This is a genomic window from Achromobacter xylosoxidans, assembly GCF_001457475.1.
Classification (GTDB): Bacteria; Pseudomonadota; Gammaproteobacteria; order Burkholderiales; family Burkholderiaceae_B; genus Achromobacter; species Achromobacter xylosoxidans.
In genome coordinates, this window is record NZ_LN831029.1 from 2,995,837 (window position 1) to 3,020,756 (window position 24,920).

General features: G+C 66.4%; 23 protein-coding genes. 17 read left to right on the forward strand and 6 right to left on the reverse strand.

Annotation, left to right across the window (positions count from 1 at the left end; all coding sequences use genetic code 11):
- The first annotated feature begins 5 nt into the window (after positions 1-5).
- From AT699_RS13520 to AT699_RS13540, 5 genes are all read left to right on the forward strand, one after another.
- Positions 6-1,346, forward strand: coding sequence for an ABC transporter permease (locus AT699_RS13520; protein WP_035182498.1), 1,341 nt, complete (start codon positions 6-8; stop codon positions 1,344-1,346).
- 9 nt (positions 1,347-1,355) lie between these two features.
- Positions 1,356-2,069 (forward strand): P-loop NTPase family protein, encoded by a 714-nt coding sequence (locus tag AT699_RS13525; protein ID WP_006386434.1) that lies wholly within the window; start codon positions 1,356-1,358, stop codon positions 2,067-2,069.
- Positions 2,070-2,190: 121 nt separating this feature from the next.
- A complete protein-coding gene (locus AT699_RS13530; RefSeq protein WP_006386435.1) occupies positions 2,191-3,222 on the forward strand; it encodes a sugar ABC transporter in 1,032 nt (343 codons plus the stop codon).
- Positions 3,215-5,197 carry a Vi polysaccharide transport protein VexE gene (locus AT699_RS13535; protein ID WP_024068769.1) on the forward strand — a complete coding sequence of 661 codons (1,983 nt, stop codon included), beginning with the start codon at positions 3,215-3,217 and terminating at the stop codon, positions 5,195-5,197. Before AT699_RS13530 ends, AT699_RS13535 begins: the two co-directional genes overlap by 8 nt.
- A gap of 107 nt (positions 5,198-5,304) precedes the next feature.
- A complete protein-coding gene (locus AT699_RS13540; RefSeq protein WP_050807735.1) occupies positions 5,305-6,468 on the forward strand; it encodes a pectate lyase family protein in 1,164 nt (387 codons plus the stop codon).
- A 68-nt stretch (positions 6,469-6,536) separates the two neighbouring features.
- On the opposite strand, the gene AT699_RS13545 is transcribed toward AT699_RS13540, so the two are convergent.
- Complete coding sequence (locus tag AT699_RS13545; RefSeq protein ID WP_045953516.1) at positions 6,537-7,142, reverse strand: RBBP9/YdeN family alpha/beta hydrolase; 606 nt, start codon at positions 7,140-7,142, stop codon at positions 6,537-6,539.
- 293 nt (positions 7,143-7,435) lie between these two features.
- On the opposite strand from AT699_RS13545, the gene AT699_RS13550 reads away from it, so the two are divergent.
- The 5 genes from AT699_RS13550 (at position 7,436) to AT699_RS13570 (ending at position 12,982) form a co-directional block, all read left to right on the forward strand.
- Positions 7,436-8,563 (forward strand): branched-chain amino acid ABC transporter substrate-binding protein, encoded by a 1,128-nt coding sequence (locus tag AT699_RS13550; protein ID WP_006386439.1) that lies wholly within the window; start codon positions 7,436-7,438, stop codon positions 8,561-8,563.
- A gap of 212 nt (positions 8,564-8,775) precedes the next feature.
- A complete protein-coding gene (locus tag AT699_RS13555; protein ID WP_006386440.1) occupies positions 8,776-9,477 on the forward strand; it encodes a response regulator in 702 nt (233 codons plus the stop codon).
- Positions 9,470-10,762: an ATP-binding protein gene (locus AT699_RS13560; protein ID WP_020927543.1), complete on the forward strand. Its 1,293-nt coding sequence runs from the start codon at positions 9,470-9,472 to the stop codon at positions 10,760-10,762. The genes AT699_RS13555 and AT699_RS13560 overlap by 8 nt, the downstream gene beginning before the upstream one ends.
- 148 nt (positions 10,763-10,910) lie before the next feature.
- Entirely contained in the window at positions 10,911-12,014 is a 1,104-nt protein-coding gene (locus AT699_RS13565) for a serine hydrolase domain-containing protein (RefSeq protein ID WP_024068770.1), read from the forward strand.
- Positions 12,015-12,097: 83 nt separating this feature from the next.
- Positions 12,098-12,982 carry a MipA/OmpV family protein gene (locus AT699_RS13570; protein ID WP_024068771.1) on the forward strand — a complete coding sequence of 295 codons (885 nt, stop codon included), beginning with the start codon at positions 12,098-12,100 and terminating at the stop codon, positions 12,980-12,982.
- Positions 12,983-13,061: 79 nt separating this feature from the next.
- Here the strand turns inward: AT699_RS13570 and AT699_RS13575 are convergent, their stop codons facing one another.
- From AT699_RS13575 to ugpB, 4 genes are all read right to left on the reverse strand, one after another.
- The gene (locus tag AT699_RS13575) at positions 13,062-14,150 is read right to left on the reverse strand and encodes a sn-glycerol-3-phosphate import ATP-binding protein UgpC (protein ID WP_020927546.1); all 1,089 of its coding nucleotides are present in this window, start codon (positions 14,148-14,150) and stop codon (positions 13,062-13,064) included.
- Between the two features lie 128 nt (positions 14,151-14,278).
- Complete coding sequence (gene ugpE / locus AT699_RS13580) at positions 14,279-15,130, reverse strand: sn-glycerol-3-phosphate ABC transporter permease UgpE (protein WP_006386445.1); 852 nt, start codon at positions 15,128-15,130, stop codon at positions 14,279-14,281.
- An 18-nt stretch (positions 15,131-15,148) separates the two neighbouring features.
- Complete coding sequence (gene ugpA / locus AT699_RS13585; protein WP_006386446.1) at positions 15,149-16,030, reverse strand: sn-glycerol-3-phosphate ABC transporter permease UgpA; 882 nt, start codon at positions 16,028-16,030, stop codon at positions 15,149-15,151.
- A 233-nt stretch (positions 16,031-16,263) separates the two neighbouring features.
- Positions 16,264-17,577, reverse strand: a complete 1,314-nt coding sequence (gene ugpB, locus AT699_RS13590) for a sn-glycerol-3-phosphate ABC transporter substrate-binding protein UgpB (RefSeq protein WP_006386447.1) — start codon at positions 17,575-17,577, stop codon at positions 16,264-16,266.
- A gap of 194 nt (positions 17,578-17,771) precedes the next feature.
- Here ugpB and proC point away from each other — a divergent pair, with 194 nt between their 5' ends.
- Together proC and AT699_RS13600 are read left to right on the forward strand one after the other, a co-directional pair.
- A complete protein-coding gene (proC, locus tag AT699_RS13595; protein WP_006386448.1) occupies positions 17,772-18,605 on the forward strand; it encodes a pyrroline-5-carboxylate reductase in 834 nt (277 codons plus the stop codon).
- A 26-nt stretch (positions 18,606-18,631) separates the two neighbouring features.
- Positions 18,632-19,156 (forward strand): queuosine precursor transporter, encoded by a 525-nt coding sequence (locus tag AT699_RS13600; RefSeq protein WP_047993491.1) that lies wholly within the window; start codon positions 18,632-18,634, stop codon positions 19,154-19,156.
- Positions 19,157-19,256: 100 nt separating this feature from the next.
- Here the strand turns inward: AT699_RS13600 and AT699_RS31515 are convergent, their stop codons facing one another.
- Complete coding sequence (locus tag AT699_RS31515) at positions 19,257-19,499, reverse strand: hypothetical protein (protein WP_127481436.1); 243 nt, start codon at positions 19,497-19,499, stop codon at positions 19,257-19,259.
- A 52-nt stretch (positions 19,500-19,551) separates the two neighbouring features.
- Between AT699_RS31515 and AT699_RS13605 the strand changes: the two genes are divergently transcribed.
- The 5 genes from AT699_RS13605 (at position 19,552) to AT699_RS13625 (ending at position 24,485) form a co-directional block, all read left to right on the forward strand.
- Entirely contained in the window at positions 19,552-20,667 is a 1,116-nt protein-coding gene (locus AT699_RS13605; protein WP_006386450.1) for a branched-chain amino acid ABC transporter substrate-binding protein, read from the forward strand.
- Positions 20,668-20,857: 190 nt separating this feature from the next.
- Positions 20,858-21,784, forward strand: coding sequence for a high-affinity branched-chain amino acid ABC transporter permease LivH (livH, locus tag AT699_RS13610; protein WP_020927547.1), 927 nt, complete (start codon positions 20,858-20,860; stop codon positions 21,782-21,784).
- On the forward strand, positions 21,784-23,019 hold the full coding sequence (locus AT699_RS13615) for a high-affinity branched-chain amino acid ABC transporter permease LivM (RefSeq protein WP_006386452.1): 1,236 nt from the start codon (positions 21,784-21,786) through the stop codon (positions 23,017-23,019). The genes livH and AT699_RS13615 overlap by 1 nt, the downstream gene beginning before the upstream one ends.
- The gene (livG, locus tag AT699_RS13620; protein ID WP_006386453.1) at positions 23,016-23,783 is read left to right on the forward strand and encodes a high-affinity branched-chain amino acid ABC transporter ATP-binding protein LivG; all 768 of its coding nucleotides are present in this window, start codon (positions 23,016-23,018) and stop codon (positions 23,781-23,783) included. Before AT699_RS13615 ends, livG begins: the two co-directional genes overlap by 4 nt.
- Complete coding sequence (locus tag AT699_RS13625; protein ID WP_006386454.1) at positions 23,784-24,485, forward strand: ABC transporter ATP-binding protein; 702 nt, start codon at positions 23,784-23,786, stop codon at positions 24,483-24,485.
- The last annotated feature ends 435 nt before the right edge of the window (positions 24,486-24,920 follow it).

A 24,920-nucleotide genomic window follows, 5' to 3' on the forward strand; every position in this document is an offset into this window, starting at 1 on the left:
TGTCGATGAGCAACGAGGATCGGATCAAGGGTTGGCGCGCGCGGAGAAAGGACAGCAGCTACGCGGTGGGTTCGGGCGTCGCCGCGTGGCGCCTGGATCCCGCCGCGCTGTTCGAGGCGAAGGCCGAGCCGGCCGTGCTGTTCAGGCCTTTGCTGGCGCGCCTGCAGGGCGAGCCGCATGACTCCGTGGCCGCCCGGCGGGCGGTGTACGAGGCGGTGCAGGCGGAGCTGGACGCGGAGATTGCGCGCGCCAAGGTCGACGAGACGCTGGCGGACTTCTCCCGGCGGCGCCTGCGCATCATCGTGCGCCTGCTGGAGCAGGACATCCGCGCGGGCGTCGACGTGTTCGCGCCGGGCTATATGCCGGCCCGGCTGGTGGCGGAGGACCGGCGCCTGGCCGAGGCGCATGCGCGGCGCGAGGAGCGACGCAGGCAGGACGAGGCGCGGGAGGCCCGCCGCGAGGCGTCGCGCAACGACGTCGCGCTGGAAATGGAGCTGCCCCCGGGGGAGGCCGGCGACCTGGAGATCCTGCGGGAGCGGCTGCGCGGGTTGCATGCCGGGCATCATCCGCGCCTGGCCGGCCGCGGCTGGCCAGGCGGACGCACGTTGCTGGCGCTGTTCGTCTACCAGCTGCATGTGATGCACGGCGAGAGCCGCATCGCCCTGTTGTGGGCGCTGGTGGGCCCGGTGGTGCTGCTGACGCTGATTTCGTCGCTGTACATCCTGATGGGCACGCACTACATCCTGGGGATGGACGTGCAGACCTTCTCGCTGCTGGGGGCGACCACATGGATCATGTTCCGGCAGATCATCTTCAGGAGCAGCACGGCGTACGTGTCGGCCCGCGGCCTGTTGAATTTCCAGGGCGTTTCGCCCTTGATGTGCGCGCTGGTGCAGGCGCTGCTGTACGTGTCGGTGTACCTGGTGGTGTTCGTGGTGCTGATCGGCGCCGGCCATGCGCTGGACCTCATCACGCTGCCCAAGAGCTGGCCGGGCTTCATGCTGTACGTGGTGCTGATGGCGTGCTGCGCCGCCGCGATGGGCCTGCTGTTCGGCGCGATCGCGACCTTCTGGCACTTCTTCCTGCGGCTGGCGCCGGTGATCGAGCGCTTCCTGCAGATTTTCTCCGGCGTCTTTTTCGTCTCGGAGCAGCTGCCGGAGCAATTGCGGCCCTGGATGCTGTGGCTGCCTTTCTCCCATGGCATGCAGCTGTTGCGATCGGCCTATTTCGACGCCTACACGTCGCAGGACGCGAGCCTGGGATATTTCCTGACCAGCCTGGTTTTCCTGATGGTGGTCGCCCTGGCGGCCGAGCGGCTGGCCCGTCCCAATATCCAGCCCATGTGAGGAACGACGATGATTCATCTCAATGGCGTGACGGATGAACCCCTGGCCTTCGGCAGCCGGCAGGCGCTGCTGGCCGGCGCCCATCTCGACATTCCCGTCGGCCGCTACGCCTTGCTTTCGCCCGCGCCGGAGCTGCATCGCCAGATCATCGACCTGCTGTGCGGCCTGCGTCCGCCGCGCCAGGGCTTCGTGCGGCACGAGGGCAACGTGTCCTGGGCCATCGGCCGGCAGGGCTTCATCCGTGGCAAGGCCAACGGCCTGAGCATGATCGAGCTGGTGAGCCAGATGTACGAGATCGATGCCGATGCGACGTACGAACTGGTGGCCGACCTGATCAGCGACCCCAGGAGCCTGAGCCGGCCGATGGAACATTGGCCGTTGTATGCGAGGCAGGAGTTTTCGTTCGCGCTGGCGCTGGCGCCGGCGTTCGACATCTACGTGATCGAAGGGGCGATTCCCTTCGAACCCTGCCGTTTCACCCGTCTCTGGCTGGCGCTGTTCGAAGAACGCCTGGTCGGCAGGACGCTCATTCTTTCCAGTTACCGCCAGAATCAATTGGCGGACTATTGCCTGAAGGGCCTGATTTATGAACGAAGCGCACTCCGCATCGAAGACGACCTCGACCAGTGCATCAGTAAGTTCCCCCCGCGACGATCACGCAGCGAATCCGGAACAGGCGACGACGTCTTCGGCGGCTTCGACGAGGGCCAGCTCGGCTTCTGAGAGCGGTTCCGAGATCGAGCGCCGGCGCCGCGAGCGGCAGGCCGCGCTGGACGAACGTCGCCGGCGCCGCTGGGTCAATGCCTTCATCGTCGTCGCCCCGGTCGCCCTGGCGCTGGTCTACGTGCTGTTCGTGGCCACGCCGCGCTACGAAGCGGAATCGCGCTTCTTCGTGCAATCGGGCTCGGGCCAGCAGGGCGGCGGCGCCATGGCGGCCAGCCTGCTCACCACGGGGAATTCGGGCGGCATGCTCGGCGGTTTCGTCGACGGCTGGGCCGTCAGCGATTTCCTGCGGTCGCGCGACAGCATGCGGCAGCTGGACAAGAAGGTCGGGTTGCGGCAGTACCTGCGCAACGCCGGCCTGGACCCGGCCAACCACCTGTCCGAGGATTCGAGCGAGGACGATCTGTATCGCGCCTACCGGGCCTCGGTCCAGGTTTCCTTCAATGCGCTGGAGCAGATCGACGTGCTGCGGGTGCGCGCGTATTCGCCCGAAGACGCCGAAATGCTATCGAAGGCCTTGATCGGCCTGGCGGAGGACTTCGTCAGCTCCATGAACGAAAAGGGCGTGGCGGACAAGCTGAAGGTCAGCGAGGAATCGGTCCGGCAGGCCGAGCAGAAGGCGCTGGCCGCGCGCGAAGCCCTGACCTCGTGGCGAACCACGCACGGCAATATCGACCCGACCGCCACGGTGGCCATGCTGCTGAACCTGTCCAGCCAGCTCGAAGCGGAACTGAGCAGCGCCCAGATCAACCTGGACAAGATCCGCGCGCTGGGCAACAAGGACCACTTCATGCTCAAGCCCGCGGAAACGCAGGTCGTGGCCCTGAAGAAACGGCTCGCCAGCGTGCGCCAGCGCCTGAGCGGCGAAGGCAACACGGAAGCGAAACAACTGAAATCCTACGAGGCGCTGCGCAACACCCAGGCCTTTGCGGATTCGAACCTGACGCTGGCGCAGCAGTCGTACCAGCAGGCCGTGACCGACGCCCTGCGCCTGCAGCGTTACCTGTCCATCATCGCGCAGCCGGTCTCCACGGACCGGCCCAGCAGTCCGCGCACCGGCGTGCTGCTGTTGCAGGCGCTGGCGCTGGGCTTCGTGCTCATGTTCGTCCTGCGCGCGGCGATGGCCTTGCTTAGAGGATTGCGCCATGGTTGATACGACGATAGAACGCCCCGGCACCGCCACGGCACCGGCATCGGCGGCGCCCGCCGCCGTCGCAAACACCGCCGCGAGCGATGCCACCAGCCGCCTGCGCGCGGTCATCAAGCGGATCCTGGAGGCGGACGACCCCTTGCAGGCCATGGCCGAGCTCGGGCCGGCGCTGGCGCGGGTGGAAGAGGGCTGGCGCGATGCGCGCCGCCTGCTGGTGTCGCCGTTCGTGCGGGTGGGGCGACTGGAACCGGCGATCGCCGCGCTGGAACGGCTGGTCCAGGCCTATCCGGCGCGCACCGACGACCGCCGCCTGCTCGCCAGCCTGCTGGGCCGCACCGAGCAGTGGGAGCGCGCCATCGCCCAGGCGGATGCGGCCGCCGCCATCGCGCCGGATTCCTCGGCGCTGCAGGCCGCGCGGATTCAACTGCGGGTGCAGGCCGGGCATATCGCGCAGGCGGCCGACGTCGCGCGCCAGACCGCCGCCCTGGCGGCGGCCGCGCCGGGCGACGCGCATTGGTGGATGCTGGCGTTTTCGCGCAACGGCGACGCGGTCGAGGCGGCCGGCATTGCCATGGCCTTGCAGGCCGATGACCTGCCGAATGCGCGCGTGGCGACGGTGGCGGTGCGCGCGCTGCTCGACGACGACCGGGTCGAGGCGGCGATCCTGCTGGGCAATGCGGCGCTGGACGCGGGGCACGATGCCCCGGCGTTGCGCGCATCGCTGGGGCTGGCGCACCTGCGGCGCGCCACGGACGACGACCGCAAAGTGCATGCGCTGGCGCACTTCGAGGCGGGCCTGGAAGCGGCCCCGACCGACGTGCGGCTGTTGACGCTGCACGGAGAAACCCTGCTGCGCGCGGGCCGCTACAAGGACGCCGTGGCGCCGCTGCGCCAGGCCATGGAGCTGGCCCCCGAACTGGAGCAGACACGCGCCCTGTATGCCCGCGCGCTGCGCTACACGCTGCAGTACGGGGAGGCCGCCGATCAACTGCTGCACCTGGTCGAAAAATCGCCCGACAAACAACTCTGGCAGCGCGCCGCCATCGGCGCGCTCTCGCAAGCGGGGCGCAAGCAGGAAGCCGAAGCCTTGTTCGAGCGCTATGTCGGGCAACGCGGCCGGGCGCTGCCGCCAACGTTCCAGCAGGCGCTGGAACAACTGGAGCAGAAGCTGGATACCGCGCCCATACCGCAGGCGCGACTGGACTGGGCCTGGTCGCTGCGTGGCGATGCCGGGGCTGATCGCGCGCAATGGGAGCGGCGGGCGCGCTGGGGCCACCTGGTGGATCACCTGCTGTTCGATTGGCTCGAATGCCGCGAAGACAGCGTCGAGGAAGCCATGCAAATGCTGGGCGAACTGGACACCGGCGAACGTTTCTTCGCGCCGCTGCTGGCGGCGGGCCGGGGCGTGGTGGTGGCCACGGCGCACGTCGGCCCCATGTATGCCGGGCTGATGGCGCTGGAACTGCTGGGCATTCCTTCCCGCTGGCTGGCCACCGCGCCCAGCATCGCCCAGAGCAGCTATGCCGCCGCCCTGATCTCCACCGCCGACCAGACCGAGGCGCAGGTCGCCAAGGCCTGCATGCGCGCGCTGGCGGCGGGCAATGTGCTGTGCCTGGCGGTGGACGGCGCGGCCAACCCGGCGGCGCCCCGCACCCAGTTCGAAGGGCAGGCGGTGACCTATTCCAGTTTCGCCGCCCACCTGGCGCACCGCCAGGGCGTGCCATCGGTGTTCTACACCCCGCGCTGGGAAAACGGCCGCGTCGCCTATACGCTGGAGATGCTGCCCGCGGTGGAACCCGGCGAGGACGCCGATGCGTACGCGCAGCGCTGGCAAGAGGCGTATTTCAAACACCTGAGGGCGCATGTGGCCGGTCCGCCGGAAAACCTGCGCCTGAGCGGCGGCATCTGGCGCCACGTGCAGCCCGCGGATCGATCCGCGCGGCCCGCCGGCGCAGTGTTGGGGAGCGAGTTTCGATGAATCCGCGAACGAATTCGAGAGAGAGTATGGGGAGCAGGGCGCCGCAATGGGCCAGGCGCTGGTCCAAGCGGTTGCCGCGCGCGCTGGCCTGGCTGGCGGCGCTGGCCATGCTGTACGGCGGCGCGGCGGCCGCCAACGAGTCCTGCGCCAGCCCGGACGAGCGTTGTCCATTCGTGTCCGCGCTGCTGCAGCAGCGGGAGGGCTATGGCGCCCGCGCCACGGGCGGCCTGGGCGGCCGGTTCATCGAGGTCACATCCGACCAGGATGCCGGACCGGGCACGCTGCGCGCCGCGCTGGCGCAGGCCAAGAAGGGACCCACCTGGATCCGTTTCGCCTCCGACATGACCATCGTGCTGGAATCGCAACTGCGGGTGCCGTCGAACACGACCATCGATGGCCGCGGCAGGCACGTGGCCCTGATCGACGACGGGCTGGGCGTGTATGGCAGCCGGAACGTGATCCTGACGCACCTGACCATCGATGGCCGCCTGAACCGCCTGACGCAGGCGGTGAACATCGCCAACGACAGCCGCGATGTCTGGGTGGACCACATGGATCTGTCGCGCATGTCCGACCGCCTGCTCAACGTGAAGAACGGCTCGACCGACGTGACAATTTCCTGGACCAAGTTCCACAACTCGAACAAGGTCATGCTGCTCAACAACATCACCTCGAAGGACCTGTTCGCGAACTACGAACGTGATTCCATCGCGCGCGTGACGCTGCACCACAATTACTTCTTCAACACGGTGCAGCGCAACCCCAGGGGCCAGTTCGGCACCTTCCACCTGTTCAACAATCTGCTGGAGAATTGGGATTTCTACGGCATGAGTTTCAGCCTGGAGGCCAAGGCGCTGGTCGAAGGCAATATCTTCAACAACGATTCGAAGCGCGAGTGCGTGGAGCCGGAATTCTTCCCCACGGTGGAAGGCGTCAAGGTGAATTACTGCCGCTACATTCCCATGGCCGCCAAGCGCAGCGCGCTGGACAACGGCGCCTCCGACGAGGGCGCCTACCAGCAATTGAAGGCCGTGCACGGCTATACGCGCGACTTCAAGGCATTCCTGCGCCTGAAAGACAACCTCTACCTGGGGGACGCCAAGCCGGTGCTGCAGGACTATCGCCCGGAAGCCGCGCCGACGCCGCCCTATTGCTATGGGTATGAGAAGCCCTCGGCCGAGCTGGCGGAGCGCATCCGCAAGCACGCGGGGAACACCAGCGGCGATACCCCGCTGCCCGCATCACGGGTCGGGACGAACTGCGCAGGGTGACGGGCGGCGATGGGTTTCCCGCCTGCCGCGGGCCGACGCGCGCGTGGCGGGCAAGAGAGCCGGCGGCCTCAGGCCTGGTGCGACAGGGGACGCTCGGGAATCGGCGCGATGCGCTCGGGCGGCGGCGATACCCGCCACGAGGCGCGGCGGCGCAGCGCGCCGAACAGCTTGAGGCCTTGCGGCCAGTCTTCCAGGCCGCTGTCGGCGTTGATGTGGCCGGCGCCCGGAATCACCACCACACGGCTGCCCCAGTGCTCGGCGAAGGCGCGGGCCCGTTCCAGCCGGCAATAGGGATCGTTGTCGCTGGCCACCACCACGCTCTGGAACGGCAGCGAGTGCCGCGGGATCGGCGCGAAGCCGCGCAGGCATTCCGGGGCGTCGGCGCGCTCGACGTCGGCCGGCGCCACCAGCAATGCGCCGGCGACCTTGGCGCGCAGCGGCACCGGCAGCGCCGCGCTGATCAGGCAGCCCAGGCTATGGGCGATCAGCAGTACCGGGCTGCGGGCCTGGTCGACCTGCGCCGCCAGCGTGGAAATCCATTCCGCGCTGACCGGATTTTCCCAGTCGCGTTGCCGTACCCTGACCGCGTGCGGCAGCAGGGCCGCCCAGCGCGATTGCCAGTGGTCGGGTCCGGAGTCTTTCCATCCGGGGACGATGATCGGTTGGAGTCTCATGGCGGCCATGATGCCGCGCCGTCTTAGTAACGCAAACGAATAAATGCGCTTTTGCATATACGGTGGTGGGCATAAAGGAAATCGGCCGGGGAGAGGGGCGGCGCCGGGGTCGCCGATGCGGCACCGCAATATCGAAACCTCGCCCAAGTCGGGCCGGAACCCCCTGCAAATGCCGGTATTTTTCAGTGTATGCTTGCCGTGCTAATGCAACGTAACGGGGCGTGACCAACACATTTCCGGCTGTCCGCCCGGTGCGAAAACCAACGATTACAAGCCATTAAAGGAGTCCACTCATGAAGCAAGCATTTCGTCTGACCCCGGTCATCGCGGCGCTGGGCGTCGCCGCGGGGTTGGCGTTCAGCGCCGGCGCGCAGGCGCAGACCATCAAGATCGGCGTGGTGGGCCCCACCACCGGCGCGGTCACCCAGTACGGCGACATGGTGCGTGAAGGCGTCGACACGGCGGTCGAGCGCATCAACGCCGCCGGCGGCATCAATGGCAAGAAGCTGGAAACCGTGGTCATCGACGACGGCTGCGAACCCAAGCAGGGTCCGGTCGCCGCCAACCGCGTGGTCAACAGCAAGATCGGCTTCGTCGTGGGCCACGTCTGCTCGGGCGCCACCATCGCCGCCGCCGACGTCTACAACAACGAAGGCGTGGTCATGGTCACGCCCTCGGCCACGTCGCCGGCCCTGACCGACGGCAAGAACTACGAGTTCATCTTCCGCACCATCGGCCGCGACGACCAGCAAGGCCCCGCCGCCGCCAAGTTCATCCTGGAAAAGCTCAAGCCCAAGAAGGCCGCCGTGCTGCACGACAAGCAGTCGTATGGCCAGGGCATCGCCACCGCGGTCAAGAACGACCTCGAAAAGGGCGGCGTGCCGGTCGCGATCTTCGAAGGCATCAACGCTGGCGACAGCGACTACTCGGCCGTCATCACCAAGCTCAAGAGCCAGGGCGTGGACTTCGTCTACTACGGCGGCTACCACCCCGAAATGGGCCTGCTGCTGCGCCAGGCGGCCGAGCAGGGCGTGAAGGCCAAGTGGATGGGGCCGGAAGGCACGGGCAACCCGGACATCAACGCCATTGCCGGCGACGCCGTCGAAGGCATGCTGCTGACGCTGCCGGCCGACTTCACCCAGAACGCCGCCAACGCCGAGATCGTCAAGGCCTTCGCCGCCAAGAAGCGCAATGCGGCCGGCGCGTTCCAGATGACGGCCTACACCGCCACCCAGGTCATCGCCGACGGCATCAAGGGCGCCGGCAGCGAAGACCCGACCAAGGTCGCCAAGTACCTGCACGCCAATTCGTTCGACACGCCGATCGGCAAGGTCAGCTGGAACAAGCAGGGCGACCTGACGAACTTCCAGTTCGACGTGTTCGTGTGGCACAAGGACGGCTCCAAGTCCGTCTACAAGTAAGCACCTGGCGTGCGCCGGGCGGCCTTGCCGCCCCGGACGCGCGCCAGGCGCCAGACCCTTCGGCCGGGCCGGAAGCAGCGTCTTCCCGCCCGGCTTTTGCGTGGGCGGCTGCCTTCGGGAACCGATCGGCCGGTCCCCCGGTCGAACGCCGCTTGCGCGGTTTTGCGTAGAATGCGGCCAAATCGAACTCTCTTTTCCTGTCCGGACACCCCATGACCAAGGCCTTGCTAGTCGAAGACGATCCGAAGCTGTCGCGCCTGATCGCGCAGTTCCTGGAGCAACACGGGTTCAATGTCGCCCAGGCCTACCGCGGCGACCACGCGGTGGAGGCTTTCCGCCGCCATGACCCGGCCATCACCATCCTCGACCTCATGCTGCCCGGCCGCGACGGCCTGCAGGTCTGCCGCGACCTGCGCGCGTTTTCGTCGGCGCCGATCCTGATGCTGACCGCCCGCGAGGACGACCTGGACCAGATCCTGGGCCTGGAGTCGGGCGCGGACGACTACGTCATCAAGCCGGTCGAGCCGCGCGTGCTGCTGGCCCGCATCCGCGCGCTGCTGCGGCGCCACAGCCAGCTGGAGGAACCGCCGGAGCGCCTGGAGTTCGGGCCGCTGGTCATCGACCGGCGCACCCGGGCGGTGGTGCACGGCGGGGTCGAGGTCGACCTGACCACCATGGAATTCGAAATGCTGTGGGCCCTGGCCAGCCAGGCCGGCCAGGTGCTCACGCGCGACGACCTGCTCAATGCGGTGCGCGGCATCGAGTTCAACGGCCTGGACCGCAGCGTCGACGTCTGCGTCAGCAAGCTGCGCCGCAAGCTGGACGACGACCCGCGCGATCCGGCGCGCATCAAGACCGTGTGGGGCAAGGGCTATCTGTTCTCGCCCAAGGCGCACGAGGACGGCGATGATTAAATTCGTCCTGCGGCTCTTCGTGGTGCTGGCGATCGGTTTCGTGATTTCCAACGAAGTCGTGGACCGCTCCGCCAACTACCTGTTCGAGCCGGTCAGCGACGCTTACACCCGCGAATCGGTGCGCGGGCAGATCCACAGCCTGGTGCAGGAACTGTCGAAGGTCGAGCCGGGCGCCCGCGCGGCCCACATCGAGCAACAACTGGCGCCGTACTACGGCCTGGGGCTGCGGGTGTTCAACGCCGCGGACTACAACGCCAGCGACAAGGAACGCCGCATCGCCGCCAAGGGCGACTTCTTCATCCGCGACAAGATGCAGACCTTCGTGGCCGCCATTCCGGGGCCGGGCAACCAATGGCTGGAGGTCAAGCTGCCGCCCGAGCCGTCATTCGGCCCGTGGGTGGTGGCTGCGGTGTATTCGGCGCTGGGCCTGCTGCTGTGCGCCTTCATGCTGGTGTGGGCGCTGCCGATCTGGCGCGACCTGGAAGCCCTCAAGACGGCGGCGTTGCGCATGGGGCAGGGCGACCTGCAGGCCCGGGCCCGCCTGTCGCGACATTCCAGCATCGGCAACCTGGGGGACACCTTCAACCAGATGTCCGAGCGCATCGGCGCGCTGATCAACAACCAGCGCGAACTGACCAACGCGGTCTCGCACGAGCTGCGCACGCCGATCGCGCGCCTGTCGTTCGAACTGGACATGATCGGCCGGGCGGAAGAGCCGCTCGAGCGCAAGCGCCTGATCGACGACATGAAAAGCGACGTCGCCGAACTGGACAGCATGGCTTCCGAACTGCTGATGTACGCCCGCCTGGAGCACAAGGGCGACGGCGTCACCCTGCAGCCGCAGGACGCCCGCAGCTGGCTCGATTCGGTTGTGCAGCACGCCGCGTTCCAGGCCGAGCAGTCCGGCGTGCGTTGCGAAGTGGTGCTGTGCCAGGTGCGCGAGGTGCACCTGCATCAGCGCTACATGACACGGGCGTTGCTGAACCTGCTGCAGAACGCCATCCGCTATGCCAGCGGCCGGGTGCAGGTCAGCCTGGTGTCGCCGGCCCCGCGCGAGTATGTGCTGATGGTCGACGACGACGGCCCCGGCATTCCGGCCGCGGATCGCAAGCGGATCTTCGAACCGTTCATCCGCCTGGACGAAAGCCGCGACCGCGGCACCGGCGGCACCGGCCTGGGGCTGGCCATCGTCAGCCGGGTGGCGCGCTGGCACAACGGCAGCGCCGAGGCGGCCGATAGCCCGCTCGGCGGGGCCCGTTTCATCGTGAGCTGGAAGGCGGCCTGAGCGGCCCCGCGGGGCATCCGGCACGCCTTTAACAAACTTCACAATCTGCCCCGGCATTCTTCACAAACTCCATACAAAGCGGGAAAGATCGGCGCGGCATCCCTGACTAGCATGACGGCAGTTCTCCAAAGAGGGTCGTCCGCTCGTCATGTTCACGCTTACCCGCCTGGCCGCCGTTGCCATGCTCCTGATCGTCGCGGGCGGTTGCCAGGGCGTCGCCCCGGCCGCGCCGCCCGCCATCGCCAAGGGCGACTATCCGGCGGTGGTGGCGTACCTGAAGCAGCGCATCGCCTACGACATGGATGCGCAGCGGGTGCCGGGCCTGTCGATCGCGATCGTCGATGACCAGCGCACGGTCTGGAGCGGCGGCTTCGGCTACGCCGATGCGGCGCGCCACCGCAATGCCACCGGCGACACGCTGTACCGCGTAGGCGCCATTTCCAAGATCGTCACCGCCGCCGGCGTGCTGCGTGCCGCCGACGACGGCCGCCTGTCGCTCGACGTGCCCGCGGCCCAGGCGCTGCCGCACTGGGAAGCCGAGCCGCGGCGGGTCGCCATGCACTGGATGGGCACCTATCCGTTCACCGCGCGCCGCCTGCTGGCGCTGCGGCCCGATACGCTGGAAGACACCATGGGCCGGGCCCGCGCCGACATGGGCTACGCCTTGCTCGGCGACATGGTCGCGCACGTGGCCGACGAGCCGTTCGACGCCTACGTGCGGCGCACGCTGCTGCGGCCGTTGAACATCTCCCGCGCCGGTTTCCGGCTTGCGGCCGAAGGCGACGAGGTGCGCGAATTGCGCGCCGCCGGCTACCGCCGCGGCATGCCGTGGACCGAGCAACCGCAGTCCAACGAGGCTGCCGAAGGCCTGTGGGCCAGCTCGGCCGAGATGGCGCGGTTCTCCAGCATGCTGTTCGCGGGCGGCACCTACCAGGGCCGCCGCATCCTCAAGGACGAATCCGCGCTGGCCCTGCTGAATCTGGAGACCGTGGCCAGCGGCATGGAACTGGAATGCCGCCTGGCGCTGTCGTGGCTGGCGGCGCCGTGCGACCGCGACTACATCGCCGGCGATGCCCTGCGCCAACACAGCGGCGCGACCGAGGCCTTCCATGCGCGCTGGGTGCTGGCGCCGCGCGAAAAGCTGGCGGTGCTGGTGATGAGCAATGCCGATAGCGCCGAACCGCTGGTGACCTCGGTCTCCAGCCTGGCGATGAACCTGATGCGCCAGGCCAAGGGCGTGGCGCAAGAGTAGGTCCGCGCCGCGATGGCCGCGGCGCGTGTTCGATTTCCCCACAACCTCGTTTCCCGGATGTACTTATGAAGCGATATCCCTCTATGTCCCTGATGCAGCGCCGCGCCGGCGCGGCGTGTCTGCTGGCGAGCCTGCCAGCGTTGTCGTTCGCCGCGGGCGGCCAGCAGGTCGCCGACAACTCGGTCTATGGTTCGCGCGGCGCCAGCTCGCGCGGCATCGAGGTGTCGACCGGAACCGAAAAGCCGGCCGATGAATGGAAGTTCTACGGCACGCTGGGCGTCGGCTACGCGCCGCGCTACAGCGGCAGCGACGAAAGCTCGGCGCTGCCCATCGTCGGCCTGGGCATCCGCAGCCCGGGCGGCTTTTTCCTGAATACCGATCGCGGCCTGGGCTGGGAGACCCAGGCGCTGGACAGCACCTTCCGCTTCTACCTGGGCGCCAGCGCCTCGCGCAAGGACCGCAAGAAGGGCTTCGAAGGCTCCAACAAGCTGCGCGGCATGGGCGAGATCAAGAGCCGCGCGCAGATCGGCATGGACGCCGAGACCACGCTGGGTCCGGTGACCCTGTCGGCCACGGTGGCGCACGCCTTCAAGAAAAGCAGTGAACACAGCGACGTGGGCAGTGGCTACACCCTGTTCGACCTGGGCGCCAGCACCACCGTGTACGAGGGTTCCGCGGGCGCGATCTCGCTGTCGCTGAACGGCACCTTCGGCGACGGCAACTACATGCGCACCTGGTACGGCGTGAGCGACAGGCAGTCGGCCAATTCGGGCTATCGCCGCTACAACCCCAAGGGCGGGCTGGAAAGCGTGGGCCTGGGCGCGAGCTGGGTGCTGCCGCTGAGCAAGGAGTGGTCGTGGACCGTGGCCGCCGAGGCGCGCCGCCTGTATGGCGATGCGGCCGACAGCCCCATCGTCAAGGAGCGCAACCAGTACTCCATCGGCACCATGGTGACGTACACGTATTGAGCTTGTCCCTTCCCGGACGGGCAGGGTGGCGGCGGGGCCGGCCGGGCGGATTGCCGCCGGCCCCGCGCATTGAGGAGACTTACAGGCCCTGCACGCGGCGGCCGGTGTCGGCCTCGAACCAGTGCAGCGGATGGCGGCCGTCGGGGCCGACGTTGACGCGGTCGCCGACCTTGGCCGAGGACTCGGACAACTGGCGCGTCGTGCAGCGCACCACCAGCGTCGACTTGCCGCAGCGGCAGTGGACCAGCTGTTCGGAACCCAGCGTTTCGACCATCTCGACTTCGGCCGGCACGCCCTGCGTGTTCAGCAGCATGTGCTCGGGGCGCATGCCCATGATCACCTTGCGGCCACGCACCTGCGACGGCACCTGCAGCGGCGAGATTTCCAGCGCCAGGCCGTCGACGGTCTGCACCGTGCCGTCGCCCGCGACGTTGACTTCCATCAGGTTCATCGGCGGCGAGCCGATGAAGCCGGCGACGAAGGTCGAGGCGGGTTTTTCGAACACTTCCATGGGCGTGCCGATCTGCTCGGGCACGCCTTGGTACATGACGATCATGCGGTGCGCCAGCGTCATGGCCTCGACCTGGTCGTGCGTTACGTACAGGCTGGTGGTGCCCAGGCGGCGGTGCAGCTTCATGATTTCCAGGCGCATCGCCACGCGCAGCTTGGCATCCAGGTTCGACAGCGGTTCGTCGAACAGGAACACCTTGGGTTCGCGCACGATGGCGCGGCCCATGGCCACGCGCTGGCGCTGGCCGCCCGACAGGGCGCGCGGGCGGCGGTCCAGCAGGTGGGTCAGCTCCAGGATCTGGGCGGCGACGTCGACGCGCTTCTTGATCTCGTCCTTGGAGAACTTGCGGATCTTCAGGCCGTACGCCATGTTCTCGAACACGGTCATGTGCGGATAGAGCGCGTAGTTCTGGAACACCATCGCGATGTCGCGTTCGGCCGGCTCGAGGTTGTTGACGACCTTGTCGTCGATCACGATCTCGCCGCTGGTCACGGTTTCCAGGCCGGCGACCATGCGCATCAGCGTGGACTTGCCGCAGCCCGAGGGGCCGACGATGACGATGAATTCACCGTCCTTCACATCCATGTCGATGCCATGGATGACCGGCACGTTGCCGGCGTAGGTTTTCTTTACGTTGCGAAAGCTGAGAGTAGCCATGAGTTATTCGTATCGGAGTCGTTGTCGGGTAGGCGATCGCGGGCAATCTTCACTTTTCATCGCCGAGCCGCCTCAAGATGAGAGCGCCCCCTCGGGGGGCAGCAAGCCGAAGGCGCGGCGTGGGGGTCTCATTTCTCAGTGTCGACCAGACCCTTGACGAACCATTTCTGCATCAGGATGACGACCAGCGCCGGCGGGATCATCGCCAGCATGGCGGTGGCCATGGTGATGTTCCATTCGGTCACGCTGTCGCCGCCGCTGATCATGCGCTTGATGCCGATGACGACGGGGTACATGTCTTCCTGCGTGGTCACCAGCAGCGGCCACAGGTATTGGTTCCAGCCGTAGATGAACTGGATCACGAACAGCGCGGCGATGCTGGTCTTGGACAGCGGCAGCAGCACGTCGCGGAAGAAGCGCACCGGGCCGGCGCCGTCGATGCGGGCGGCCTCGATCAGCTCGTCCGGCACCGTCAGGAAGAACTGGCGGAACAGGAACGTGGCCGTGGCCGAGGCGATCAGCGGCAGCGTCAGGCCGGCGTAGCTGTTGAGCAGGCCCAGGTCGGCCACCACCTTGTAGGTGGGCGCGATACGCACTTCGACCGGCAGCATCAGCGTGACGAAGATCATCCAGAAAAAGAACATGCGGCCGGGGAAGCGGAAATACACCACCGCGAAGGCCGACAGCAGCGAGATGGCGATCTTGCCGATGGAAATCGCCAGCGCCATGATCAGGCTGACGTACATCATGCGGCCCACCGGCGCGCCGGACGAGCCGCCGGACGAGCCGCCAAAGAGCGCCTGCATGTAGTTGTCGACGAAGTGCGGACCGGGGATCAGCGACATCGGCGCGGAAGCCACTTCCTGCGCGGTCTGGGTCGACGCGACGAAAGTGACGTAGAGCGGAAAGGCCACCATGGCCACCCCGCACAGCAGGATGACGTGGGCCAGAATATCCAGCCAGGGACGGCGTTCAACCATTGTTATCTGCCTCGAGAATCAATACTGCACTTTGCGGTCGACGTAGCGGAACTGCACGACCGTCAGGGCAATCACAATGAACATCAGCACCACCGACTGGGCCGCGGACGAGCCGAGGTCCAGGCCGCGGAAGCCATCGCTGTACACCTTGTAGACCAGGATCGAGGTCGACGTGCCCGGACCGCCCTGCGTGGTGGTGTCCACCACCGCGAAGGTGTCGAAGAAGGCATAGATGATGTTGACCACCAGCAGGAAGAAGGTGGTGGGCGAGAGCAGCGGGAACACGATGCTCCAGAAGCGGCGCGACGGGCTGGCGCCGTCGATGGCGGCGGCTTCGATGAGCGAGCGCGGGATCGATTGCAGGCCGGCCAGGAAGAACAGGAAGTTGTACGAGACCTGCTTCCAGACGGCGGCGATCAGCACCAGGATCATGGCCTGGTTGCCGTCCAGGCGCGGGTTCCAGTCGACGCCGGCCTGGCGCAGGGCCACGGCCAGGATGCCGACCGAGGGCGAGAACAGGAACAGCCACAGCACGCCGACCACGGCGGGCGCGACGGCGTAGGGCCAGATCAGCAGGGTCTTGTAGAGGCCGGCGCCGCGGATCACGCGGTCGGCCATGACGGCCAGCAGCAGCGACACGCCCAGGCCGACCACCGCGACCAGGATCGAGAACACCGCCGTGACACGGAAGGAATCGAGGTAGGCCTGCTGCGAGAACAGTTCCATGAAGTTGTCGAGGCCGACGAACTCGGAGGACAGGCCGAACGCATCTTCCAGCCGCATCGACTGCCACATGGCCTGGCCGGCGGGAAGGAAGAAGAAGACCACGGTAATGACGATCTGCGGCAGGAGCAGCAGATAGGGCAGGGTCTTATGCCCGAAGACGACACGTTTTTCCATAGGGGGAACCCAAGGTACGAAAAGCGGCGGTTGGATTAACCGCCGCCTGGTGAAACAGCCGCCGGGGTGGGCCGGCCGGCCTGCGGCGCGGGGATGCGCCGGTACTCATAAAACACGATAGGCTTAAAGCCCTAAAAAACCAGGGCTTTAAGCCTTGTTCGCCAGGGGCAAGTCCTTGTTGCACAACGGGAATCGTGCATCGCGGGACTTGCCGGCAAGCCACGGAACGGGCGTTACTTTACACTCTTCTCGAACTTTTCCAGCAGTTCGTTGCCGCGCTTGACGATGTTCTCGGCGCCGTCCTTGGCCGAGACCTTGCCCGACACGATACGTTCGATTTCAGCGTCCTCGATTTCACGGATCTGCGGCAGGAAGCCCAGGCGCAGGCCGCGCGATTGCGCGGTGGTTTCGACGTTCAGCTGCTTGACGCCGACTTCGGTGCCCGGGTTCTTGTCGTAGAAGCCTTCCTTCTTGGTCAGCTCGTAGGCGGCCTTGGTGACGGGCACGTAGCCGGTCTGCTGGTGCCAGCGGGCGGCAATTTCCGGGCTGGCCAGGAACTTGAAGAACGCGGTCACGCCCTTGTAGGTTTCCGGCTTCTTGTTGGCGAAGACCCACAGCGAAGCGCCGCCGATGATGGTGTTCTGCGGCGCGCCCTGCACGTCGCCGTAGTAGGGCAGGGTCGAGGTGCCGAACTCGAACTTGGCGTTCTTGGCGATGTTGGCGCGCAGGCCCGACGAACCGGTGATCATGGCGCACTTGCCGCTGATGAACAGCGAGTTCGGCTCGTCGCCGCGACCGCCGTACATGAAGATGCCTTCCTTGCCCAGCTTGGCCAGGTTTTCCAGGTGGCGCACGTGCAGCGGGGTGTTGATGGCGATGCGGGCGTCCAGGCCGCCGAAACCGTTATCCTTGGTGGCGTACGGCACGTTGTGCCAGGCCGAGAACGTTTCCAGCTGGACCCACGACGGCCACGAGGTGGTGTAGCCGCATTCCTGGCCGGCGGCCTTGAGCTTCTGGCCGGCGGCGGCCAGTTCTTCCCAGGTCTTGGGCGGCTTGTCGGCGTCCAGGCCGGCCTTCTTGAAGGCGTCCTTGTTGTAGTAGAACACCACGGTCGAGCTGTTGAAGGGCATCGACACCAGCTTGCCGTCGGCCGACGAGTAGTAGCCGGCCACGGCGCCGATGAATTCCTTCGGGTCGATCGGGTTGCCGGCTTCTTCCGACATCTGCTGCACCGGCTTGATGGCGCCCTTGGCGTACATCATGGTGGCGGTGCCGACTTCGAACACCTGGAGGATGTCCGGGGCGTTGCCGGCGCGGAACGCGGCGATGCCGGCGTTCATCGATTCGCCGTAGTTGCCCTTGTAGACGGCCTTGACCTGGTAGTCGGGGTTCTTCTTGTTGAACTCGTCGACCAGACCGTTGACGCGGTCGCCCAGCGCGCCTTCCATCGAGTGCCAGAACGTGATTTCGGTGGCCGCGTGCGCGGAGGCGCCGGCAAAGGCCGCCATCACGGCGGCGAAGGTAAGGGCAATTCGGTGGGATCGCATGAGAGGTTTCCTCCAGTTGGTCGTGTCGCGACCGGGGTTGTCCCGGCGCGGAAAACACGTCACCTTATGAATTGTTTGTGACAAAACCGTGACTTTCACATCAGTTAAAACGCCTGTCAAATTGCGCGTTTCAGGCGCGAACGAACATTTTCTTTTTTTTCCCGCCGGGGCGGCCCGGTTTACAATCGCATCCTATGAAAAACGAACTTTCGATTGCGTTCATCGGCGGCGGCAATATGGCCGCCGCGCTGGCCTCGGGTCTTGCGGGCAAAGTATGCCCCGCCGGCAGCATTCATGTCATTGACATTAACCAGGATTCGCACGCTGCCTGGCAGGCTCGCGGCATGACCACCGCGACCGCCCCGGACGAGGCCCTGGCGCGCTGCCGCGTATGGGTGTTCGCGGTCAAGCCACAGAACATGAAAGACGTTGTGGCTTCCACGCGTCAGTGGTTGCGCGACGACACTTTGGTGATAAGCGTGGCGGCCGGGATCCGCGCCGACACCCTGGCCGGCTGGCTGGGCACGCCCGAGGCGCCGTGGCGCCGCCTGGTGCGCTGCATGCCCAACACGCCGGCGCTGGTCGGCGCCGGCATCACCGGCCTGGCGGCGCTGGATGGCGTGGGGCAGGCCGACCGCGACCTGGCCGCCACCATGCTGGCCAGCGTCGGCGAAGTGGTCTGGGTGGCTGACGATGCCGCGCTGGACGCCGTGACGGCGCTGTCGGGCAGCGGCCCGGCCTATGTCTTCCTGTTCCTGGAAGCCCTGATCGCCGGCGGCCAGAAGGTCGGCCTGACGGCCGAGCAGGCGCGCCAGCTGGCGCTGGGCACCTTCGCGGGCGCCACCAGGCTGGCGGCGGAATCCTCCGAACCGCCCTCGGTGCTGCGCGAGCGCGTCACCTCCAAGGGCGGCACCACCGCCGCGGCGCTGGCCGCGTTCAACGCCGCCGGCTTTGCCGGCATCGTCGAGGACGCCATGGCCGCGGCCGCGCGGCGTTCGCGCGAGCTGGCCGAGGAGTTCGGCAAGTGAGTCACGCCGTTGCGCGCTTTGCCCCCATGAGCCGGGCGCAGTTCGGCATCGCCGTGCTGTGCATGCTGGTGGTGGTGGTGGGCTCGAACATCCTGGTGCAGGTGCCGCTGAACGACTGGCTGACCTGGGGCGGCCTGTCGTATCCGGTGGCGTTCCTGGTGACCGACGTGCTCAATCGCCGTTTCGGCCCCGCGGCCGCGCGCCGCGTGGTGTGGTTCGGTTTCGCAGCGGCGCTGGTGGTGTCGGTGTGGGTGGCGTCGCCGCGCATCGCGCTGGCCTCGGGGCTGGCCTACATCTGCGCGCAGCTGGTCGACATCCAGGTGTTCGATCGCCTGCGCGATCAGCGCTGGTGGCGCGCGCCGCTGGTTTCCGGCGTGCTGGGCGCGATCCTCGACACCGCGGTGTTTTTCAGCGTGGCCTTCGCCGCCAGCGGCGCGCCGTGGGTCACCTGGATGATGGGCGACCTGGCGATCAAGCTGGCGGTCAATATCAGCATGCTGGCGCCGTTCCGCGCGCTGATGTGGAACCTGGCCAAGCCGGCCAGCGTGTGATTGTCGAAAATCAGTCGGGATTAATTAACGGGATAATCATTATCCGTAAGACTCGCGTAAGTACTGTATGAAAATGCGCGGTCAAACGGCGTATTAATGATTATTCATATAAATCACCTGCCATCGATTCGCGCGCCGCGCCATGGGCAATCCAAGGCGCGGCGCGGATTTCCCCTGCGATTTCACGCACTTGTCGTACTAATCCGTCACGATTAAAGGTTTCTCCTGAAATATTGGGGATTACACGCAGTGACAGTATGTCTGCTTGCTTCCAGAATACCGCCCACACCGTGTTTTTGCCCAAGAAGCCGGCGACGGGCGATGCGGGTTTAGGGGTATCCACCCGATAAACCGGATCGAACAGAGCCGCTCAAAACCTCGCTGGAGAACTCCGCATGAAGTTTCTGCATCGCCTTACCCCGGTAGCTATGGCATTCGGGGCGCTTGCCCTGGCAGGTTCCGTGCACGCCGCCGATACGATCAAGATCGGCATCCCGCAGCCCATGACGGGCCCCAACACCCAGTACGGCGACCAGATCCAGGCTGGCGCGCTGACTGCCATCGAGACCATCAACGCCAAGGGCGGCGTGAAGGGCAAGAAGCTCGAACCGATCCTCATCGACGACGGTTGCGAACCGAAGCAGGCCGTGCCGGCCGCCAACCGCGTGGTCAATTCCGGCGCCAAGTTCGCCGTGGCCCATGCGTGCTCGGGCGTGACCGTGGCCGCCGTCAACGTCTACGAACAGGAAGGCATCGTCGGCATCACCCCGGGCGCCACCTCGCCCCTGGTCACCGACACCATCAAGCCGCACTTCTTCTTCCGCACCATCGGCCGCGACGACCAGCAGGGTCCGTACGCCGCGCGCTACATCGCCAACACCCTCAAGCCCAAGAAGGTCGCCGTGCTGCACGACAAGCAGACCTACGGCTCGGGCGTGGCCACCCAGGTCAAGGACACCCTGGCCAAGGAAGGCGTGAACGTGGCGCTGTTCGAAGGCATTAACGTCGGCGACAGCGATTACTCGGCCATCATCACCAAGCTCAAGTCGGCCGGCGTCGACCTGGTCTATTTCGGCGGCTACCACCCCGAACTGGGCCTGCTGCTGCGCCAGTCGCGTGAACAGGGCCTGAAGGTCCAGTTCATGGGTCCGGAAGGCACCGCCAACCAGGACCTGGTGGCGATCGCCGGCCCGGCCATCGACGGCCTGCTGGTCACGCTGCCCGCCGACTTCACCAAGCTGCCGGCCAACGAAAGCATCGTCAAGGCTTTCAAGGATGCCAAGCGCGATCCGGACGGCGCCTTCCAGATGCCGGCCTACGCCGCGGTCCAGATCCTGGCCGACAGCATCACCGCGGTGGGCGAGGACCCCGCCAAGGTGGCCGACTACATGCACAAGACCACCTTCAACACCGGTATCGGCAAGGTCGAGTACGACGCCAAGGGCGACCTGAAGAACTTCGAGTTCGCCGTCTACAAGTGGGACAAGAACGGCAAGAAGACCCAGCTGTAAACTCCCGCGATTCCGCCGGCGTGGTGCCGGCGCGAGGGCCTGTCGTCGTCGTTGTGCCGTAATCCGCGTAGCGATGCGCCAAAAGCGCTGTGCGGCCGGCAGGCGGTGATCACAGGCCCTTAAAATACGCCCAGGTTTCCGGCTCCGGGTCTCTCTACCGGAGCCGGAACTATTTGGAGCAAGAGAAATAATGTCCGACCTCATACCCCAACTTACCCAGCAATTCTTCAACGGATTGTCTCTGGGCGCGATCTACGCGTTGATTGCCATCGGCTACACAATGGTCTACGGCATCATCGGTATGATCAACTTCGCTCACGGCGAAATCTACATGATCGGCGCCTATGTCGGCCTGGTCACCCTGACGGCCATCGGCACCAATAGCGGCCTGCCGGTACCGTTCATCATCGCCGCGATGCTGCTGGTGGCCATCGTCGTCACCGGCATCTACGGTTTCAGCGTCGAGCGGGTCGCGTACCGCCCGGTGCGGGGCAGCCCCCGCCTGGTGGCGCTGATCTCGGCCATCGGCATGTCGATCTTCCTGCAGAACTGGGTCGCCCTGGGCCAGGGCGCGCGCGACATGGCGGTGCCTTCGCTGGTGTCCGGCGCGGTGCAGTTCCACATGGGTTCCGACTTCGATGTGACGGTGCCGTATTCGCGCATCATGATCATCCTGGTGACCGTCGCCCTGATGGTCGGCCTGACGCTGTTCATCAAGTATTCCCGCATGGGCCGCGCCTCGCGCGCCTGCTCGCAGGACATGCACATGGCCAACCTGCTGGGCATCGACACCAACCGCGTGATCTCGTTCACCTTCGTGATGGGCGCGATCCTGGCGGCGGTGGGCGGCGTGCTGATCGCCATCACCATCGGCAAGCTCAATCCCTTCATCGGCTTCCTGGCCGGCATCAAGGCCTTCACGGCGGCGGTGCTGGGCGGCATCGGCAGCATTCCCGGCGCCATGCTGGGCGGCGTGCTGCTGGGCCTGGCCGAAACGTTCGCGGCAGCCTATATCTCGTCGCAGTACAAGGACATCGTGGCGTTCTCGCTGCTGGTCCTGATCCTGCTGTTCCGTCCCACCGGGCTGTTGGGCAAACCTGAGGTGGAAAAAGTCTGATGTCGAACAACAACCTGAAAAACGCCACCATGGCGGCGGTGCTGACCGCCGTCATCGTCACCCCCGTCTTCGGCCTGCAACTGATCCGCCAGGGCGCGCGCACCTCGATGGAGTCGCACTGGTCGCTGGTGGCCATCGCCGCCGCGGTCGTGTTCGTGTTCCAGCTGCTGCGGCCCTGGATCGCCAAGCCGTTCCAGAAGCTCAAGGTGGGCCTGCCGACGCTGCCGTCGGCCCCGGCCAAGAACAACAAGCTGCTGATGCTGCTGATCCTGGCGGTGGCCGTCACCTGGCCATTTTTCGCCGGCCGCAGCTCGGTCGACATCGCCACGCTGGTGCTGATCTACGTGATGCTGGGCCTGGGCCTGAACATCGTGGTCGGTTTCGCCGGGCTGCTGGACCTGGGCTTCGTCGGGTTCTATGCCGTGGGGGCCTACACCTATGCCTTGCTGTACCACTGGGGCGGCTGGAGCTTCTGGGAAGCGCTGCCGTTCTCGGGCGCCATGGCCGCCTTGTTCGGCTTCGTGCTGGGCTTTCCGGTGCTGCGCCTGCGCGGCGACTACCTGGCCATCGTGACGCTGGGCTTCGGGGAAATGATCCGCCTGCTGCTGATCAACCTGAACACGCTCACGGGCGGTCCGGACGGCATCTCGGGCATTCCCAAGCCGTCGGTGTTCGGCCTGGAAATGACGCGCCGGGCAAGCGAGGAGGGCGCGACCACGTTCCACGACTTCTTCGGCCTGACGTTCCAGAACCAGCACATGGTGATCTACCTGTACATGATGGCGCTGCTGCTGGCGCTGGTCACGCTGTTTGTCTCCACGCGCCTGATCCGCATGCCGGTCGGCCGCGCCTGGGAGGCGCTGCGCGAGGACGAGATCGCCTGCCGTTCGCTGGGCCTGAACCCGACCCGCATCAAGCTGTCGGCCTTCACGCTGGGCGCGACCTTCGCCGGTTTCGGTGGCGCGTTCTTCGCGGCGCGCCAGGGCATGGTCAATCCGGAATCCTTCACCTTCATCGAGTCGGCGCTGATCCTGGCCATCGTGGTGCTCGGCGGCATGGGTTCGCAGGTCGGGGTGATCCTGGCGGCGATCCTGCTGACGGTGCTGCCCGAGCTGGCGCGCGAGTTCGCCGAGTACCGGATGCTGATGTTCGGCCTGGTGATGGTATTGATGATGATGTGGCGTCCGCAGGGGTTGTTGCCCATGAAGCGTCCCCACGTGGAGCTGGCTAAATGAGCGAGGCATTGCTGAAAGTATCCGGACTGACCATGCGCTTCGGCGGCCTGCTGGCCGTCGACAGCGTGGCGTTCGAAGTCAAATCCGACGAGGTGTTCGCCATCATCGGCCCCAACGGGGCCGGCAAGACCACCGTGTTCAACTGCGTGGGCGGCTTCTACGCGCCGACGGCCGGCGATATCGTGATGGACGGCAAGTCCATCACCGGCCTGCCCAGCCACAAGGTGGCGCGCCATGGCCTGGTGCGCACGTTCCAGAACGTGCGGCTGTTCAAGCAGCTGACGGTGCTGGAGAACCTGCTGGTGGCGCAGCATACGCAGGTGGAGGCGCGCCTGCTGCCCGGCCTGCTCAAGACCAAGGCCTACCGCCAGGCGGAGGCCGATGCGTTGTCGCGCGCGGCCCAGTGGCTGGATTTCATGGGACTGCGCGAGTACGCCAACCGCGAGGCCGGCAACCTGGCCTACGGCCACCAGCGCCGCCTGGAGATCGCGCGCTGCATGATCACCAAGCCGCGCCTGTTGATGCTGGACGAGCCGGCCGCCGGCCTGAACCCGCAGGAAAAGCGCGATCTGCAATCGCTGATCGACCAGCTGCGCCGCGAGTTCGGCGTGGCGGTGCTGCTGATCGAGCACGACATGAGCCTGATCATGGGCATTTCGGACCGCATCCTGGTCATGGAACACGGCAAGCCCATCACTACCGGCACCCCCGAGCAGGTGCGCAACGACGAGCGCGTCATCAAGGCGTACCTGGGGGAGGAATAAATGCTGAAGCTGGAAAACATCCACACCTACTACGGCGCCATCCAGGCGCTGAACGGCGTGTCGGTGGACGTCAACAAGGGCGAGATCGTGACCCTGATCGGCGCCAACGGCGCCGGCAAGACCACGCTGCTGATGACGGTCTGCGGCAATCCGCGAGCCAAGGAAGGCAAAATCACCTTCGAGGGCGAGGACATCACCAACAAGGACACCCACCACATCATGCGCAATGGCATCGCCATTTCGCCGGAAGGGCGGCGCGTGTTCAAGGACCTGACGGTGGCCGAGAACCTGAAGATGGGGGGCTTTTTCTCCAAGCGCGAGGAGATCCAGGCGGGGATTGACCACGTCTATGGATTGTTCCCGCGCCTGAAGGAACGGGCCAGCCAGCGCGCCGGGTTGATGTCGGGCGGCGAGCAGCAGATGCTGGCGATCGGGCGGGCGTTGATGACGCGGCCGCGCCTGCTGCTGCTGGACGAGCCGACGCTGGGGCTGGCGCCATTGGTGATCGCGCAGATCTTCGACATCATCCGCGAGATCCGGGAACAGGGCGTGACGGTGTTCCTGGTCGAGCAGAATGCCAACAAGGCACTGCAGGTGGCGGATCGCGGCTACGTGCTGGAGAACGGGCGGGTCGTGCTGCAGGATACGGGGGCGAATCTGCTGGTCAATGACCAGGTTCGGAAGGCGTATCTGGGCGGGTGATTCGAATTACGGTTTATTCCCCGCGAAGGGAAATTTGGGCGCTGCTGAAAGGGGCGCCCTTTTTTTGTCTTGTCGGCGCGGATGGTGCTTCGTAGGTCGCCCGAGGCGGGTGGCCGGTGGGCACGGCAGGCCAACGATTGCGGTCCGGCGCGCGGGCGCCGGACTTCCCCTGCGTCAACCTCGTACGCCTTCGGCTCCCTTCGGTTTCCCTCGGGCGCATCGACGGCCCGCCGCGCCCACCGGCCACCCACCTCGGGCTGCGGATTGCGAGGCTTGTCGCGTTGCTGGAGCGTGGGGTAAGGGGCGACGTTTGCGGGGCCCGCAAAGATCGGCCGCGCGGGCGGCCGATCTTTGCATACGCGCTGATTTTGCGTCGGGAGGATGACGCTGTGCGCTTGGGGAGGGGGTGACCCGCCGGGGAGGGGAGAGAGAGGG

What these genes read in the sequence shown, in the direction of transcription:
- AT699_RS13545 (WP_045953516.1), bottom strand. Translation starts at nt 7,142, where the DNA reads ATGAGACTCCAACCGATCATCGTCCCCGGATGGAAAGACTCCGGACCC.
- ugpA (WP_006386446.1), bottom strand. Translation starts at nt 16,030, where the DNA reads ATGGAAAAACGTGTCGTCTTCGGGCATAAGACCCTGCCCTATCTGCTG.
- AT699_RS13520 (WP_035182498.1), top strand. Translation starts at nt 6, where the DNA reads ATGAGCAACGAGGATCGGATCAAGGGTTGGCGCGCGCGGAGAAAGGAC.
- ugpB (WP_006386447.1), bottom strand. Translation starts at nt 17,577, where the DNA reads ATGCGATCCCACCGAATTGCCCTTACCTTCGCCGCCGTGATGGCGGCC.
- AT699_RS13560 (WP_020927543.1), top strand. Translation starts at nt 9,470, where the DNA reads ATGATTAAATTCGTCCTGCGGCTCTTCGTGGTGCTGGCGATCGGTTTC.
- proC (WP_006386448.1), top strand. Translation starts at nt 17,772, where the DNA reads ATGAAAAACGAACTTTCGATTGCGTTCATCGGCGGCGGCAATATGGCC.
- livG (WP_006386453.1), top strand. Translation starts at nt 23,016, where the DNA reads ATGAGCGAGGCATTGCTGAAAGTATCCGGACTGACCATGCGCTTCGGC.
- AT699_RS13525 (WP_006386434.1), top strand. Translation starts at nt 1,356, where the DNA reads ATGATTCATCTCAATGGCGTGACGGATGAACCCCTGGCCTTCGGCAGC.
- ugpE (WP_006386445.1), bottom strand. Translation starts at nt 15,130, where the DNA reads ATGGTTGAACGCCGTCCCTGGCTGGATATTCTGGCCCACGTCATCCTG.
- AT699_RS13625 (WP_006386454.1), top strand. Translation starts at nt 23,784, where the DNA reads ATGCTGAAGCTGGAAAACATCCACACCTACTACGGCGCCATCCAGGCG.
- AT699_RS13600 (WP_047993491.1), top strand. Translation starts at nt 18,632, where the DNA reads ATGAGCCGGGCGCAGTTCGGCATCGCCGTGCTGTGCATGCTGGTGGTG.
- AT699_RS13535 (WP_024068769.1), top strand. Translation starts at nt 3,215, where the DNA reads ATGGTTGATACGACGATAGAACGCCCCGGCACCGCCACGGCACCGGCA.
- AT699_RS13615 (WP_006386452.1), top strand. Translation starts at nt 21,784, where the DNA reads ATGTCGAACAACAACCTGAAAAACGCCACCATGGCGGCGGTGCTGACC.
- AT699_RS13565 (WP_024068770.1), top strand. Translation starts at nt 10,911, where the DNA reads ATGTTCACGCTTACCCGCCTGGCCGCCGTTGCCATGCTCCTGATCGTC.
- AT699_RS13555 (WP_006386440.1), top strand. Translation starts at nt 8,776, where the DNA reads ATGACCAAGGCCTTGCTAGTCGAAGACGATCCGAAGCTGTCGCGCCTG.
- AT699_RS13605 (WP_006386450.1), top strand. Translation starts at nt 19,552, where the DNA reads ATGAAGTTTCTGCATCGCCTTACCCCGGTAGCTATGGCATTCGGGGCG.
- AT699_RS13550 (WP_006386439.1), top strand. Translation starts at nt 7,436, where the DNA reads ATGAAGCAAGCATTTCGTCTGACCCCGGTCATCGCGGCGCTGGGCGTC.
- AT699_RS13570 (WP_024068771.1), top strand. Translation starts at nt 12,098, where the DNA reads ATGTCCCTGATGCAGCGCCGCGCCGGCGCGGCGTGTCTGCTGGCGAGC.
- AT699_RS13540 (WP_050807735.1), top strand. Translation starts at nt 5,305, where the DNA reads ATGCTGTACGGCGGCGCGGCGGCCGCCAACGAGTCCTGCGCCAGCCCG.
- livH (WP_020927547.1), top strand. Translation starts at nt 20,858, where the DNA reads ATGTCCGACCTCATACCCCAACTTACCCAGCAATTCTTCAACGGATTG.
- AT699_RS13575 (WP_020927546.1), bottom strand. Translation starts at nt 14,150, where the DNA reads ATGGCTACTCTCAGCTTTCGCAACGTAAAGAAAACCTACGCCGGCAAC.